This is a genomic window from Mucilaginibacter gossypii (assembly GCF_017569325.2).
Taxonomy (GTDB): domain Bacteria; phylum Bacteroidota; class Bacteroidia; order Sphingobacteriales; family Sphingobacteriaceae; genus Mucilaginibacter; species Mucilaginibacter gossypii.
Genome location: NZ_CP071878.2, coordinates 3,123,644 through 3,139,001 on the forward strand (window position 1 = coordinate 3,123,644; position 15,358 = coordinate 3,139,001).

The window sequence follows — 15,358 nt, forward strand, 5'->3', positions numbered from 1 at the left end:
AAATGATTAAAACTTTTTCAAAATAATTAAATTTCTTTATAAGAAATTATAAAAGTTAATATCAGCTACATATTACTTAATAAGCATTAATCGTGTAGCAAATTACTAATTTTAAATAGGAATAATTTTTGACGAAAGTTTAATCCGTTACCAGGGGAAGACAAAAACTGAAGGTACTGCCCCTGTTCAATTCTGAATTTACCCAAAGCCTGCCGCCGTTAAACTCAATAAGCTCCTTGCATAAAAACAAACCAATGCCGGTGCCTTTCTCGCCGGAAGTACCTGTTGCTGTATATTTCGTATTAAGGCTAAATAACTTGCCAAGTTTTTCTGCAGGAATACCGTTGCCGGTATCGTTAACACTAATCACCACCATACCTTCATCAACGGTGCTTAGTAAACTAATAATACCGTAATTGCCCGTAAACTTAATTGCATTGCTAACCAGGTTACTTAAAACTACTTTTACATGCCTTTCATCGGCCTGTACACACATCCCGGGTAAAGCCATGTTTTCAAACCTGATGTTTTTTTGCTGAAAAAGGTAACTAAAAATCCTCCCGATTTCATTGCCAATTAAATAAATATCGACTGCTGATGCTTCAAGATTAACGCCTTTGATTTGGCTGCCCGCCCATTCAAGCAGGTTTGAAAGGGTTAATTCGGCACCCTGTACTACCGGCTCTATTTCCTTCATCAGGTCCTGAACTTCATCATCGCTTAAAACACGTGTGTTGTATAAACGTAATATAGAATTCAGATTAGCAAGCGGTGTACGCAGGTCATGCCCTATTACAGCCAGTAACTTATCTTTAAGATTATTAATATTTGCCAGGTTTGCCGATTGGTCTTCTATCAGTTCTTTTTGAATTAATAAGGCTTTATGCTGCTTGCGCATACGGTTATTTAAAACCCGCTTTTGTTTATAGAGGTAATAGGTAACCGACAAAGCCAATATTACAACCAGCAATGAAATGAGCAGTGTAATGATTATAACCTTTTGCAAATGAATTTTTTCGCGGTATTGCCCTGCCTTTTCCTCAACCGCGGCAATAGCATTAAGACGGCTGTTGAGCTCAAAATAACTCTGTATGAGCTCGGTACTTTTACGCTTATTGGCGGCACTGAGGCTATCAAGCGCCCGGGTATATTTTTTTTGATAGGCTAACGACTGCACCATATCGTGCTTTTGCTCAAAGCTATAGGCCACGGTTTTATAAGCCGACGAAATGCCATCCATAACACCGATGCTATCGGATAAATCCGCGCCTTTTTTTGCAAGGTTAATGGCTTTGTCAAACTGGTTTAACAAATTGTAAATAACAGCACGTTCAATAAATGAGATAGCCCTTAAACGCCTGTTATTAACAATATAACTCATTTGCAGGGCAGTGTCTGAATAAGCGACCGCCTGTTGATATTGCCCCTTTAACCGATAAGCGTTCGCCAGCCGGCTATATAATATACATATCGCGGGCTGGTCATTTACCGTACGGCTAAGCTGCATGGCAAGTTTGGCAAGAGCAATGCCTTTATCATATTGTTTAAGCTTGGCGTAAACAAATGAACGTTCGTTATAAACTTCGGCAAGCATTTTTGGATCATGGCCTGCAAAGCGGGCGGCTATGCCTAAATTTTTTAGAGCCTTGCTATAGTTTTGCAAATCTGTATAAGCCCTGCTCATGGAGCTATAACAGTGGGCCAATAACAGCGGCTTGTTTTTGGGCAGATAATTTAAAGCCGAATTAAAATAAAACAAACTGATAGGATAGTATGACTGCGACCAGTACACATGCCCTAAATTTAAAAAAGCGGCGCCGGTACCTTCATTATATTTTATTTTTTCCGAAAGCAGCAAGGCATGCTCAGCTCTTATCCTTGCCTCGTAGGGGGCACTAACATAGGTTTCCTCAACAAGTTTGTTAAGGCTGTCGATAGTTTTGATTAGTGATGGCGATTTTTCCGGCTCAATTCCGCTTGTTTTTTGCGCATAAACAGTACTATGCATCAATAACAGCAATAATAAACCAAGGGGCCTTGTCATTCGCTAACAGTTTCAGACTGCAATCTAACAATAAACTTAATATAGGCAATAGTTATCCGGCAACAATGCACCGCTCGCCCTGCAGCAGTTCAATACAATTCTCGTAATTATCGGGCATTTGAATTTGTTCAACCTCTTTCATATAACTCTGCTTAATCTCTTTACGGCGGCGGGCTTCAATAAAACGCCTTACCTGCTCACGGTTTTCCAAAACCAGGCCAGGCACTTTGGCTGGCTTGTTAAAATCATCTTTAGCTACCATAGTAAAATAGCTGGTGTTAGTATGTTTTACCGAATGGTTTTTGATATTTTCAGATATTACCCGGATCCCTACCACCAGCGAAGTATTGCCTACATAGTTTACCGATGCCATGAGCGATACCAGTTCCCCTACTTCCACGGGCTGCAAAAAATCCACAGTGTCGATAGAGGCTGTTACACAATAATTACCGGCGTGTTTGGCTGCACATACATAGGCTACTTTGTCCATGAGCGAAAGCAAGATCCCTCCATGGATCTTTCCGCCAAAATTAGAATACGAAGGGATCATCAATTCGGTAATGGTGGCTTGCGAAAATGCCACGCTTTTATAGCCGTCTGTATCGGGTAAGGGATTCATAATATATGATAATATAGTATAAGGTTAAGCACTAAAATACAATATATGCAACATTAGTATTACATAGGGTTAAATAGTTAAACCTTCGTTAAACTTTAATGGTCAATAACCTAAATTGACCCTAAACTATGAAAAAACACTTACTGCTCGCGTTTATCGGTATTCTTTTTTTATCAACTGCCTATGCCCAGCAAGCCCGCGAAGTGCGCGGTACGGTAGTTGACAGCGTGGGCGCCGTACCCGGAATTACCGTAAAACTGGTATCCGATAAAGACAGCGTAGTGGTAGCAACCAGCACTGCCGGGGCATTTTATTTCCCAGCCGTTGCCTCCAAAAACTTTAAACTCACCATCAGCGGTATCGGTTACCAGCCCTTTACCCGCCGTTATGTAATGGATAACGATACTAAACCCATTAACCTCGACCCCATCAAAGTAAAGGTGCAAACCAATATGCTAAATACGGTAGTTGTTTCGGCAGTGATCCCTATCACGATTAAGGAGGATACCGTAGAATATAAAGCCAGCGCCTATAAAGTACGGGAAGGATCGCCGGTGGAGGACTTACTTAAAAAACTGCCCGGCGTAAGTGTTGATAAAGACGGCAATGTAACCGCGCATGGCAAACAGGTTACCAAGGTGCGGGTTAATGGTAAGGATTATTTTACCGGCGATGTGCAAACCGCCACCCAGAACCTGCCTGCCGATATTGTGGAAAACATACAAGTGATTGACGATTACGGCGACCAGGCCAACCTTACCGGCATCAAAACCGGCGACCCGGACAAGATCCTGAACATCACCATACAAAAGGGAAAAAGCAAAGGTAATTTTGGCCAGGGCAGCGTTGGCGTTGGTAATGACGACCGGTACCAGGCCCGTCTCTCGGCCAATTCATTTTATGATACAAAGCAGCTGGCGGTTATCGGCACATGGAATAACAATAACACCAATAGTTTCAACCTTGGCAGCAGCGGTGGCGGTGGCGGTCGGGCTGGGCGTGGAGGTGGCGGAGGCGGCAGCAGCGCAGGCGGGGTGAGTACAGCCAATGGCATTACTACCAACCGCTCCATAGGTACCAATTACCGCGATGACTGGGGCAAAAAAGTTACGGTATATGGCAGTTATAGCTTTGCCGATAAAGACAGGGATATCAACAGCACAACCCTGCAGCAAAACCTTTACCAATCGGGTAATATCATCAATATGGATAACAGCACTAACCATAACCATGGTATCAATCACCGTTTTGATTTCAATATCGAGTACAAAATTGATACATCTAACTATATCAAAATAAACCCGGGCTTTTCATATGCCACCGCCGAAAACATGAGTACCGATACCTTCAGCAATACCCGTAACCAAAGTTTAGTTACAGGCAATGAGCTGGCCCTCACCAATAACTCATCACAAACAGGCAGCCTTAACGTGCTTTACAACCACAAGTTCCATAAAAAAGGACGGAACTTCAGTGTTAATGCCAATGTAAGCTATTCTAAAAACGATCAGGACCTGAACGACAAATACACCACCCGACAGGATACCGTGGTAACGCCATTGTTTCAGCAGATCAACTCTGATAATCAATCGCAAAGGGTAAGCCTGCATTTTTCATACATCGAACCTGTTGGCAAAACAACTTACCTGGAAAGTAATTACAGTTATAATTATTCAAACACCGATAATAACCGCTACAACTACCGGGTTGATCCTGCAACAGGCAATCAAACCTACGTTGATTCATTGAGTACGTTGTATAACTACCAGTTCATCACCAACCGCATCGGGTTAAACCTTCGCGGGATACAACCTAAATACAATTATACGCTGGGCCTGGCTGTTCAGCCTTCAAAACTCGACGGGGAATCGCACAATTTTCATACCTCCACATCTACCTTTAATATCATCCCTACGGCAAGGTTTATCTATAACTTTTCAAAAAACCATTCGTTCTCGTTTAATTACAGTGGCTCCAACGCCCAGCCTTCATTTAGTCAGCTGCAACTTCAGCCCGATTATTCAAACCCTCAAAACAGGGTTTATGGTAACCCTGACCTGAAACCCGAATTCACCAACAGCTTTAATGTGCGTTATAACCAGTTTGATATTGCCAGCGGCAATTCATTGTTCGCCAGTTTATCATTTGCCGAAACCCAGGATAAAATAGTCACCAATTCGGCCCCTGTTACCGATAGCACCCAAAGCACAAAAGGCAACAATACCATACAGGCAACCCGCTATATTAACACCAACGGTTTTTATAATGTAAATGGCAACTATTCCTTTTCAAAACCATTCGCCGAACGCAAGTACACTGTATCCTTAAACGGCGGCGCAAGCTACAACAACAACATTTCATATATTGAAAATCAGCGTAATGAGGGAAAAAACTGGGTGCTTAACCAGGGTGTTAAGCTTAGGGTTGACCTTGACAGCATTATGGACAGCGAAATCAGCGCTAATTACAGCATTAATACTACCCGTTATAGCCTGCCGTCCTCATTAAATACCGATGCCCAAACCTGGACATTAGGGCTCGACGGCCGCAATTATTTTTTTTACAGTTGGGTGCTTGGTTACAGTTTAACTCAAACCATCAATCACGGTTTCAGCAGTACCGTGAAAGCAAACCCTACCCTGCTGAGCAGCTACCTGGAATACCAGTTTTTAAACAAACATATAGCCTCGCTTAGGTTCCAGGCTTTTGATATTTTTGACCAGAACAAAGGCATAACCCGTACAGCAGTAGGTAACCAGATCATTGATACACGTACCAACCGGCTGGGCAGGTATTTTATGCTCAGCTTTACGCTCCGGCTTCAAAAATTTAGCGGCAGCCGTCCGCAGGGCGGGCGTAACGGCGGCGGTAAGGGCTTTGGTGGCTTTGGCGACGGTCGTCGTGGTGGCAGGGGATAATTTGTATCCTGCTTTTTTTGAAAAACGTTAAGCGCTGTTATATATTTACAACAATCTATATCCCTGCATTGAGAAAACTTATTTTAACCTTTATATCGATACTATTTATCGGCAGCAGCTTTGCACAAACTAAGGATGTCGCCGGAAAAGCCGGCCCTGAAACCGTGGTTGTAAAACATCGGCTTACCGACTCGGTGATTGAGCGGTTTAATGTGCTGAAAACTAACAGGGGCATCAGGCAGGGGCTATATCAGGCCCTTTATCAAAAAAACTATGCCCTTGCCAGCGGCTACTATGATAATGATAAACGGACTGGCGTTTGGCACTTTTTCGATAACCGCGGGCACCTGGTACAAAATTTCGATTACAGGACCAACCAGATCACTTACGAAGCTCCTGAAGACAGTACTTCAAACCTGCAGTATTTTGTTGATGTAAAACTTAATGACACAGCAAAAACAACCAAACCACTTAAAGTAGGCGGCAGATTTTTTGGATACCTCCCCTATCTTAACCTCTTTAAGCTGCCGCCCGAGTTAATGAACCTTAATCCAAATGTATCGTTTGGTGCGGTAGAGTTGCTGGTTAGTCCGCTGGGAAGGCTTGCTTCATTCAAGGTACATGTATACAGCGGTTCGTACGAAAAAACCTTTAATATGAGCATTGATGTACCCGACCCTGCCGATAAGATCTTTGTACCGGCTACTGTAAACGGCGAAGCAGTTGGTTGCCGTGTGCTTATTAAATGTGCTTTCAGAAATGATGGCGGATTGGAGTTTTATTAAGCAGACAAACCGCTCTAAATCTCCCCCGGACGGGAACACTTTAATAGCAACAAAATAAAAAGGTTCATTTAGCATAATGCTAAATGAACCTTTTTATTTAAAGCCCTCTCCCTTTAGGGGAGGGTTGGGTGGGGCTTAGTGAGCGTGATGACCATCCGGGCCGTGTGCGTGGCCGTGTGATAATTCGCCGCGTTCCAAACATCCTACAGTATATTTGGAACAACGAAATCTGCATGACGTATACATCAGGGTCCTCTGCGAGAGACCCTGATGGGACGGCAATAGCAACAAAATAAAAAAGGTTCATTTAGCATAATGCTAAATGAACCTTTTTTATTTAAAGCCCTCTCCCTTTAGGGGAGGGTTGGGTGGGGCTTAGTGAGCGTGATGACCATCCGGTCCGTGTGCGTGGCCGTGTGATAATTCTTCGGGAGTTGCAGGGCGTACGTTAAGGATATTGCCTTTAAAGTGCAGTTCCTGACCAGCCATTGGGTGGTTAAGGTCAACAATAACAGCATCTTCGGCAATTGAAACTACCATAGCCTGGAAACGGTGGCCCTGGTTATCCTGTAAAGGCAAAATGCTGCCAATTTCAGGGATTTCAGTGCCCTGAAACATTTCTTTTGGCAGGTTGGCTACTGCTTCTTCATCATATACGCCATAAGCATCTTCGGGAGATAAGCGAAACTCGTACGCATCACCTGTTGAAAGTGTGCTCAGGTTATCTTCAAATTTAGGCAGCATTTGTCCTGCACCAAATAAAAAGGTTAACGGTTGTTCCTGGGTGGTACTTTCTACCAAAGTTTCGGTACCTGTGTTTTCGCGGTCTACGTACAAATCGTAGGTTAATGATACTACGTGCTGAGGTGCAATCTTCATTGTAAATTGTTTTTAGTTGTAAAATCTGGCTTCAACCTCTTTTATGGCGTCGGCCGGGTTATGAGCAGGTAATCCGCAGGTTTTATCTTTACAAATGAAAATTTGTGTTGATGCACCAAACTTATCCTGCAGCAAAGGTAAACTTCCTGTATTACCGCCCAACATAATTTTATTGGGGATGTAATTATTTTCCATTTCCTTTCTGAAAGTTTCCGCTCCGGCTCCTGTTATCGCAATTTCATTTATTCCAAACACCTCATCCAGCAAAAGCATCACCCAGTTTGAATAGGCCGAGCCGTATTTTGCCAGCTGTGGCATCACATTGCGTAACAACTGCGCCGAAACTTCAATGTAACTTTCGTTATCAAAAAGCAAGCCTAACTTTTTAAGCACCCGTGCCATAACCGAATTAGAGGCAGGTATCACCCCATCCATAATTTCAGATTTGCGGGCAATCAGCTGTTCATCATCATCGGCCGTAAAAAAGAAAATGCCCTTTGCTTCATCATAATAGTGGGCTATGGCTGTATCTGCAAGGCTTTTGGCCTGCTGCAGCCAATGCTCATTGAAAGTAACTTCATACAAAGCAATGAGCCCGTCGATGATATTGGCATAATCATCTAAAAATGCTACAGGTTTATCCGGTGACGATGTGGCGCTGTAAACCCGTGATAACCTGCCATTTTGGCCAAGCAGGTTATTTAAAATAAACCCGGCATTGTTCAGCGCAAACTCAAGGTACTCCGGCTTATTAAACGTGCGGTAAGCATCGGTCAGTCCTTTTAGCATAAGGCCATTCCACGATGCCAGGATCTTGTTATCCAATCCCGGCCGTACGCGTACACCGCGGACATCAAATACTTTTTGACGGGATGCAGCTATTTTAGCAAGCAATTCATGAGCAGGCAACCCTAATTTTGCGGCCAGGTCTTCATCGCTGTCCTTCCGGAACAATACGTTCGATTCCTCCTCTTCCCAGTTGCCTTCCTCCGTAATATTATAGTAGATACAGAACAAACCGGCTTCATCGCCTAAAATCTCTTCTATCTCATCCTTGATAAAAATATAGAACTTGCCTTCCTTTCCTTCACTATCCGCGTCAAGCGCCGAATAAAAGCCATATCCGGGCGACATTAATTCGCGCGTACTGAAAGTAATGATCTCATCAACTACCTGTTTGTACAATCCATCCGGATGCCAGGTGTAAGCTTCGGCATAAAGGCTAATAAGCTGGGCGTTATCATACAGCATTTTTTCAAAATGTGGTACATGCCAGCGCCCATCAACCGAATAGCGTGCAAATCCACCGCCAACATGGTCGTAAATTCCCCCGAAAGCCATTTTATGCAAAGTAAGTTTCACTTGCTCCGCTACTTCATCGTCTTTCATTAAATAGCCATAGCGCATTAAAGCCTGCCAGTTATTTGGCATCGGGAACTTGGGCGCATTGCCGGTGCCTCCCTCCTGCTTATCAAAATATCGTTTCCAATTGTTTACGATGGCTTGCAGATCGTCCCGCGTATGTTCTGCCTGCGCCACCAAAAATTCTATCGACTCATATTTTTGAATCCCCTCGGTAAGGCGAACGGCATAGTCTTCGGCTTCTTCGGGCTTTTGTTTGTAGAAATCGGCCAGATTAAAGAGCAGTGATGTCCAATCGTTTTTACGGAAATAGGTCCCGCCGTAAATAGGCCTTTGATCGGGCAGGCAAATACAATTAAGCGGCCAGCCACCACGGCCACTCATGAGCTGTACAGCGCTCATATAAATCTGGTCAACATCGGGGCGTTCTTCCCTATCTACCTTAATACAAACAAAATATTCGTTCATTACGGCAGCTACGGCTTCATCTTCAAAGCTTTCGTGCTCCATAACATGGCACCAGTGGCAGGCCGAGTAGCCGATGCTTACCAGGATAAGCTTATTTTCGGCTTTGGCTTTATCAAGGGCTTCTTTGCCCCAGGGGTACCAGTTTACCGGGTTATTGGCATGTTGTAGTAAATAGGGCGATGTGGAATTGGCCAGGCGATTCATATAGCTGTGTGTTTGCTGCAAAAATGCAGATATAATTGCACCTGTAGGTTAAATGGAATTTATTTAGAAAAGTTTTAACATCACTCTGCCCTCTCCAAGGGAGAGGGTGTAAAAACTTTGATACTTCACCACTAATTCCAAAGTCCTCTCCTTTGGAGAGGATTTTGGTGAGGTTAAAAATCACTTATCCACCCCTTTCGACATCTAAAATTATCAAACTCACAAATTATTTCCCTTTATTTGCCCCCTTGCTATCAAAAATTTAAGATGAACTGTTTAAAACTGAATTATTTATTATGCGCCGTAGCGCTAATGCCGTTAACGCGACCGGCATCGGCCCAAACTACCGACACCACAAAATACAATCACCAGGACCTTTTTGGCCCAATTACATGGCCCGTTACCAGTGGCGGAACACGTTCGGCCGCAGGCAAACCCTCGCCAAATTACTGGCAAAACCGTGCTGATTACCAAATCAAAGCTGCTCTTAATGAAGGCAAGGATACTACCATAACCGGCGAAGTAACTATTACCTACACCAACAACAGCCCTGATAAGTTGGATTACCTGTGGCTGCAGCTGGATCAAAACCTGTTTAAACCAGATTCGCGCGGAGCGGCGGTAACGCCATACACCGGCGACAGGTTTGACGTTCGTGGATTTAGCCGCGGTGGTTATCATATCGCTTCTGTTGAGATTACCTATAAAGGCGAAACCTACAAGGTTGATCCTATCATTACCGATGCACGGATGCAGTTACGCCTTAATGCCCCAATGGATGGCAAAGGCGAAAAAATAGAGATCAAGGTTAATTATGATTTTGCAATCCCATTTTATGGCGCCGACCGTATGGGCCGCAAAAAATTTAAACAGGGCTATGTTTACGAAATTGCCCAATGGTACCCACGCATGTGCGTTTATGACGATGTAGAAGGCTGGAACACCCTGCCCTACATGGGACTGGGCGAGTTCTATTGCGAATACGGCGATTTTGACTATTATATCACTGCTCCCGCCAACAAAATAGTAGTTGGCTCGGGCGATTTGCAAAACCCCGAAGATGTACTTACCCCGGCACAACAAAAAAGGCTGGCAGAAGCCCGCAACAGCGATAAAACGGTAACTATCATTAGCGCGGGCGAAGTTGGCAAAGGCTCAACCCGCCCGTTTAAAGGTACGCTTACCTGGCACTTTAAAATGCAGAATACCCGCGATATTGCCTGGGGCGCTTCTGACGCCTTTATCTGGGACGCGGCAAGGGTTAATTTCCCATCGGGCCGCAAGGGTATTGCCATGTCGGCCTACCCGGTTGAAAGTTCGGGCAATGACGGCTGGGGCCGCTCAACCGAATACCTGAAAAACAGCATGGAGATCTATTCAAACTTATACTTTGAATATCCCTGGAATTCAGCAGTTAACGTATCGGGCGTGGCATTAGGCATGGAATATCCGGGCGCTATCTTCTGCCTCAGCAACCTGAAAAAAGGACAGCTTTGGGGTGATGTTACCCATGAGATAGGCCATAACTGGTTCCCGATGATTGTGGGCTCAAACGAGCGCAAATACATGTGGCAGGACGAAGGTTTTAACACCTTTATTAATGAGTATGCTACCGAACATTTTAATAAAGGCGAATATGTTGAGAAAAGTGGCTCGGCGCAAAATGTACTGGCCGGCTACCGCAACAGCAAAGACCCGCTCATGACCGCTCCTGAAGCCATAGGGCTCAATGATTACGGTCAGTATTATACCAAAACCGCGTTAGGTTTGGATATATTACGCAACGTAGTGCTTGGCCCCGAGCGCTTTGACTATGCCTTTCGCGAATATGTTAAAAACTGGGCGTTTAAGCACCCGCTTCCGTACGATCTTTTCAGGGCCATGAATGATGCCACAGGCGAAGATCTGAACTGGTTCTGGAAATCATGGTTCTTCACCACCTGGAAGCTTGACCAGGCCATTACTTCGGTAAGCTATATCAAAGGTAACCCGGCCGATGGTGCGCTGATCACACTTACCAATAACGAAAAAATGGCTATGCCGGTTGATCTTAAAATTGTTCAGGCCAACGGCAAAACCGAAACTATTCACCTGCCGGTAAACATCTGGCAGCGTGACGGCGTTTGGAAATTTAAATACCCCTCAACATCGGCTATTAAAAGCATGGAAATAGACCCTGACCGTCAACTACCTGACGTTGACCTGAAAAACAACGTTTACAGGGGAGAGTAATTTCGATTTGGGATTTGGGAATTTCGATTTCGGATTTGTGAGGAGATTAGAGATTAGAGATTAGAGATTAGAGATTAGAGGAAACTTCAAAAAGCGATGGGTATTTGGGCTCATCGCTTTTTTTTACGATTCTGTTTGCTTAACTGTGAGTTGTTTTTATCGCGGTCAGTATAAAATTATACAACTTTTACAAAACAATAAAATACCCTTAAAAAAACATTATATCTACCTATTAATAAGCAATATACCTATTAATACAGCCCCATATCAATTTCAATTAAACACTGGAAATATTTTTAATTATAAAACATTTTGTTTATTTTTAATATTAAAAGTTAATAGCAAATTACTATTAGCATGTTACCTATGGCAAGAAATATACTCATAATTGAAGATGACGCCGAAATTTTACGGGTACTTGAAACAGTACTCACCTTTCATGATTTTGAGGTTACCGGTCTTGACCGTACTGATGATATTATTGGTGCTGTAAAAGCGTACAACCCCGATCTGGTATTAACCGACTATATGCTGCCCGGCCTCAACGGCGGCCGCATTTGCCAGCTTATTAAAGGCAACGAAGATACCCGGCACATCCCGGTGATCCTGATTTCGGCCTACCATGAACAGGCAATTGCCCTGGTTAATTTTGGATATGATGCCTTTGTACCCAAGCCTTTTGATATAAATAAGCTGGTAAAAACCATTAACAGGTTTTTGAATTGATGGAAGGAAGTTAGATAAGATCTATCCCATTAGAGATTATTTTAAAGCCTTCTTGTTTCCATTGCTTCATTATCATCCCGAGGTTATGCGATTTTTTTACCGAGCTTATGACAAACTTTTGCTTGATGAGTTCCCCATTCATCTTGGTTATCATAATTTTGTTACGGGAGCCATCACTTCTTGACCTTTTACTCCAACCAGCGTAGTTATAACAGTTTATTTCAATCATCTTCAAATCGTTAAGCATAAAAATATCCTCTCTCAAGCTCACACCGTCTTCCTGAAGAAGCAACTCCCCGTCTTTAATATAAGTTGGCATGTTTTTCCACATAGAATGAACTAAAAAACCCGCCAAGCCGACAAATAAACAAATGCTGACAACGATATCTTCAAACAGATTGAAGTTATCACCATCAAATAAAATTAAAACCAGTGCAGCTATCATTAAAACAGCAGGCACCTGCATTAGCTTATAAATAAACGGGCGATGGGTGTAAGTATCAAAGATTTCAGTCATTTTAAGATATATCGGCGCAATTTTAAATAATAAAATGTTGATAGCTATTATAAATCATTTTTACTGTCGCGATTATAAAATCAAAAATCCGAAATCCACAAAACCACTTCCCCCTTTCGCCCCAAAACCTTAATTTCGCTGGCTCATAGCAAAGAGGAAAAGATTTTGGATTACTTACAGGGATTAAACCCCGAACAAAGGGCAGCGGTTGAACAAACCGAGGGGCCGGTGATGATTATTGCCGGTGCCGGATCGGGCAAAACACGTGTTATTACCTATCGCGTGGCACATTTGATACGCAAAGGTGTTGATTCATTTAACATACTGGTGTTAACCTTTACCAACAAGGCCGCCCGTGAAATGCGCGAACGTATCACCCACGTTGTTGGTACCGAAGCTAAAAATATATGGATGGGTACCTTCCACTCGGTGTTTGCCAAGATTTTGAGGGTTGAGGCCGAAAAAATCGGTTATCCAAGCAACTTTACCATTTACGATACCGACGATAGCAAGAGCGTTTTAAGGGCCATTTTAAAAGAGATGAACCTTGATGATAAGCTGTACAATGTAAACTTTGTACTTAACCGCATCTCGGCATCAAAAAATAACCTGATCTCGTGGCAGGAATATAACAAGAACGAGCAGATCCAGGCCGACGACTTTTCGAGCGGCCGCGGGCAAATGGGTAAGATCTATGAGATGTATGCCACCCGCTGCTACCGCGCCGGTGCCATGGATTTTGACGATTTGCTGTATAAAACCAACGAGCTCCTGAAACTGCACCCCGACGTGCTCAATAAATACCAGCACAAGTTTAAATACCTTATGGTTGATGAGTATCAGGATACCAACTTTTCGCAGTACCTGATTGTTAAAAAGCTTGCCGCTGTTAACGAAAACCTTTGCGTTGTAGGTGATGACGCCCAAAGTATCTATGCTTTCCGCGGTGCCAACATTCAAAACATCTTAAACTTTGAGAAGGACTACCCCGATCTGAAGGTGTTTAAACTGGAGCAAAATTATCGCTCAACCCAAAATATTGTGAATGTAGCCAACAGCATCATCCGCAATAATAAAGACCAGCTTAAAAAGAATGTATTCTCCGAAAAAGAATCGGGCGATAAGATCAAGGTGATGCGGGCCTTCAGCGATAACGAGGAGGGCAAAATAGTAGCCGAAGCTATTATGCAAGACCGCAGCTCAAACGGGCTTAAATGGTCGGCATTTGCTATCCTTTACCGCACCAATGCGCAGTCGCGTTCTATGGAGGAGGCTTTACGCAAACTGGGCATCCCATATAAAATATATGGTGGTCTGTCGTTTTATCAGCGTAAGGAAATTAAGGACCTGATAGCCTATTTCAGGCTCACCTTTAACCCTAATGATGAAGAAGCGTTAAAACGCGTCATCAATTATCCTAAACGCGGTATTGGCGATACCTCGGTTGATAAGATCATTGTAGCTGCCGATCAGCATGGTATACCCCCCTGGGAAGTTATTGTTGAGCCGGGCAAGTACCTTGAAGGTAAAATATCAGGGGCAGTGTCCACTTTTGCTACCATGATCCAAAGCTTCCAGGTACTGACCAAAACTAAGTCTGCCTATGAGTCGGCTTTGTATATCGCGCAGCATTCGGGCTTATTGAAGGACCTTTATGAAGATAAATCGGTAGAGGGGCTTAACCGTTACGAAAATATCCAGGAGCTTTTAAACGGGATCAAAGAGTTTTCAGAGCGCGAGGATATTGAAGAAAAAGGCCTTGATGTTTTCATGCAGGATGTGGCCCTGTTAACTAACGATGATAATGACAAAAACAAAGATGCCGATACGGTATCGCTCATGACCATCCACTCGTCAAAAGGCCTTGAGTTTCCGCAGGTTTATGTTGTAGGACTGGAAGAAAACCTTTTCCCTTCGCAGATGTCGCTTAACTCACGCAGCGATCTTGAAGAAGAGCGCCGCCTGTTTTACGTAGCCGTTACCCGTGCCGAAAGTAAGCTCCATATCAGTTACGCCACCTCGCGTTTTAAGTTTGGAACACTGATTAATTGCGAGCCAAGCCGTTTTTTGGACGAAATTGATGCAAAATATCTTGAGCTCGACTACACCGCCAAACCCGCTTCGGGTAATAATCCATTTTTTGATGATGAGCGTAAAGCATGGAGCAGAGATAAGCAGCCCGACACATTTTCGCGACCAAAACCGGCAGCTGCAGCACCGGTAAAAACCACTTCGATACTGGCCAAGGCGCATGTACCTTCGGCCAATTTCAAACCTTCTGATACATCCGGTTTACAAGTGGGTATGGAGGTTGAACACGAACGTTTTGGCTTTGGTAAAGTACTCGCTCTTGAGGGTAATAAGCCCGATATAAAAGCCACAATCTTCTTTAAGGAAATTGGCCAAAAGCAGTTGCTATTAAAATTTGCGAAACTTTACATAGTTCAGTAAACTTAAACCAAGAGTTAAAATCCCTACTTTGAGGAAATGATTCCCCAAGCCCCGCCACAGTCCATCATTAAATCGCCTTAATAACACTAATTTAAAGGTAATTTAATGATGGCATACCATTTGGATTGTATAAGTATCCCCTTTCCCTAATTA

Annotated in this window: 10 protein-coding genes; 5 read left to right on the forward strand and 5 right to left on the reverse strand. The window is 43.5% G+C overall.

From position 1 onward, the window contains the following. Positions 1–139: 139 nt before the first annotated feature. Together J3L18_RS13015 and J3L18_RS13020 are read right to left on the reverse strand one after the other, a co-directional pair. Positions 140–2,044, reverse strand: a complete 1,905-nt coding sequence (locus tag J3L18_RS13015) for a tetratricopeptide repeat-containing sensor histidine kinase (protein WP_129571709.1) — start codon at positions 2,042–2,044, stop codon at positions 140–142. Positions 2,045–2,096: 52 nt separating this feature from the next. Then, on the reverse strand, positions 2,097–2,663 hold the full coding sequence (locus J3L18_RS13020; RefSeq protein WP_112657952.1) for an acyl-CoA thioesterase: 567 nt from the start codon (positions 2,661–2,663) through the stop codon (positions 2,097–2,099). 128 nt (positions 2,664–2,791) lie between these two features. On the opposite strand from J3L18_RS13020, the gene J3L18_RS13025 reads away from it, so the two are divergent. Continuing rightward, the gene (locus J3L18_RS13025) at positions 2,792–5,581 is read left to right on the forward strand and encodes a TonB-dependent receptor (RefSeq protein WP_129571708.1); all 2,790 of its coding nucleotides are present in this window, start codon (positions 2,792–2,794) and stop codon (positions 5,579–5,581) included. 68 nt (positions 5,582–5,649) lie between these two features. Continuing rightward, positions 5,650–6,366: a toxin-antitoxin system YwqK family antitoxin gene (locus J3L18_RS13030; RefSeq protein ID WP_129571707.1), complete on the forward strand. Its 717-nt coding sequence runs from the start codon at positions 5,650–5,652 to the stop codon at positions 6,364–6,366. A 375-nt stretch (positions 6,367–6,741) separates the two neighbouring features. On the opposite strand, the gene J3L18_RS13035 is transcribed toward J3L18_RS13030, so the two are convergent. Continuing rightward, positions 6,742–7,245 carry an FKBP-type peptidyl-prolyl cis-trans isomerase gene (locus J3L18_RS13035; RefSeq protein ID WP_091175447.1) on the reverse strand — a complete coding sequence of 168 codons (504 nt, stop codon included), beginning with the start codon at positions 7,243–7,245 and terminating at the stop codon, positions 6,742–6,744. A 12-nt stretch (positions 7,246–7,257) separates the two neighbouring features. Further along, positions 7,258–9,279 (reverse strand): thioredoxin domain-containing protein, encoded by a 2,022-nt coding sequence (locus J3L18_RS13040; protein ID WP_129571957.1) that lies wholly within the window; start codon positions 9,277–9,279, stop codon positions 7,258–7,260. 267 nt (positions 9,280–9,546) lie between these two features. On the opposite strand from J3L18_RS13040, the gene J3L18_RS13045 reads away from it, so the two are divergent. Together J3L18_RS13045 and J3L18_RS13050 are read left to right on the forward strand one after the other, a co-directional pair. Further along, positions 9,547–11,511 (forward strand): M1 family metallopeptidase, encoded by a 1,965-nt coding sequence (locus tag J3L18_RS13045; protein WP_129571956.1) that lies wholly within the window; start codon positions 9,547–9,549, stop codon positions 11,509–11,511. Positions 11,512–11,877: 366 nt separating this feature from the next. Then, positions 11,878–12,237: a response regulator gene (locus J3L18_RS13050; protein WP_167516173.1), complete on the forward strand. Its 360-nt coding sequence runs from the start codon at positions 11,878–11,880 to the stop codon at positions 12,235–12,237. 10 nt (positions 12,238–12,247) lie between these two features. Here the strand turns inward: J3L18_RS13050 and J3L18_RS13055 are convergent, their stop codons facing one another. Next, the gene (locus tag J3L18_RS13055; protein WP_091175457.1) at positions 12,248–12,754 is read right to left on the reverse strand and encodes a hypothetical protein; all 507 of its coding nucleotides are present in this window, start codon (positions 12,752–12,754) and stop codon (positions 12,248–12,250) included. 165 nt (positions 12,755–12,919) lie between these two features. On the opposite strand from J3L18_RS13055, the gene J3L18_RS13060 reads away from it, so the two are divergent. Continuing rightward, positions 12,920–15,205 (forward strand): ATP-dependent helicase, encoded by a 2,286-nt coding sequence (locus J3L18_RS13060; RefSeq protein ID WP_129571955.1) that lies wholly within the window; start codon positions 12,920–12,922, stop codon positions 15,203–15,205. The last annotated feature ends 153 nt before the right edge of the window (positions 15,206–15,358 follow it).

What these genes read in the sequence shown, in the direction of transcription:
- J3L18_RS13050 (WP_167516173.1), top strand. Translation starts at nt 11,878, where the DNA reads ATGGCAAGAAATATACTCATAATTGAAGATGACGCCGAAATTTTACGG.
- J3L18_RS13040 (WP_129571957.1), bottom strand. Translation starts at nt 9,279, where the DNA reads ATGAATCGCCTGGCCAATTCCACATCGCCCTATTTACTACAACATGCC.
- J3L18_RS13045 (WP_129571956.1), top strand. Translation starts at nt 9,547, where the DNA reads ATGAACTGTTTAAAACTGAATTATTTATTATGCGCCGTAGCGCTAATG.
- J3L18_RS13015 (WP_129571709.1), bottom strand. Translation starts at nt 2,044, where the DNA reads ATGACAAGGCCCCTTGGTTTATTATTGCTGTTATTGATGCATAGTACT.
- J3L18_RS13020 (WP_112657952.1), bottom strand. Translation starts at nt 2,663, where the DNA reads ATGAATCCCTTACCCGATACAGACGGCTATAAAAGCGTGGCATTTTCG.
- J3L18_RS13035 (WP_091175447.1), bottom strand. Translation starts at nt 7,245, where the DNA reads ATGAAGATTGCACCTCAGCACGTAGTATCATTAACCTACGATTTGTAC.
- J3L18_RS13055 (WP_091175457.1), bottom strand. Translation starts at nt 12,754, where the DNA reads ATGACTGAAATCTTTGATACTTACACCCATCGCCCGTTTATTTATAAG.
- J3L18_RS13025 (WP_129571708.1), top strand. Translation starts at nt 2,792, where the DNA reads ATGAAAAAACACTTACTGCTCGCGTTTATCGGTATTCTTTTTTTATCA.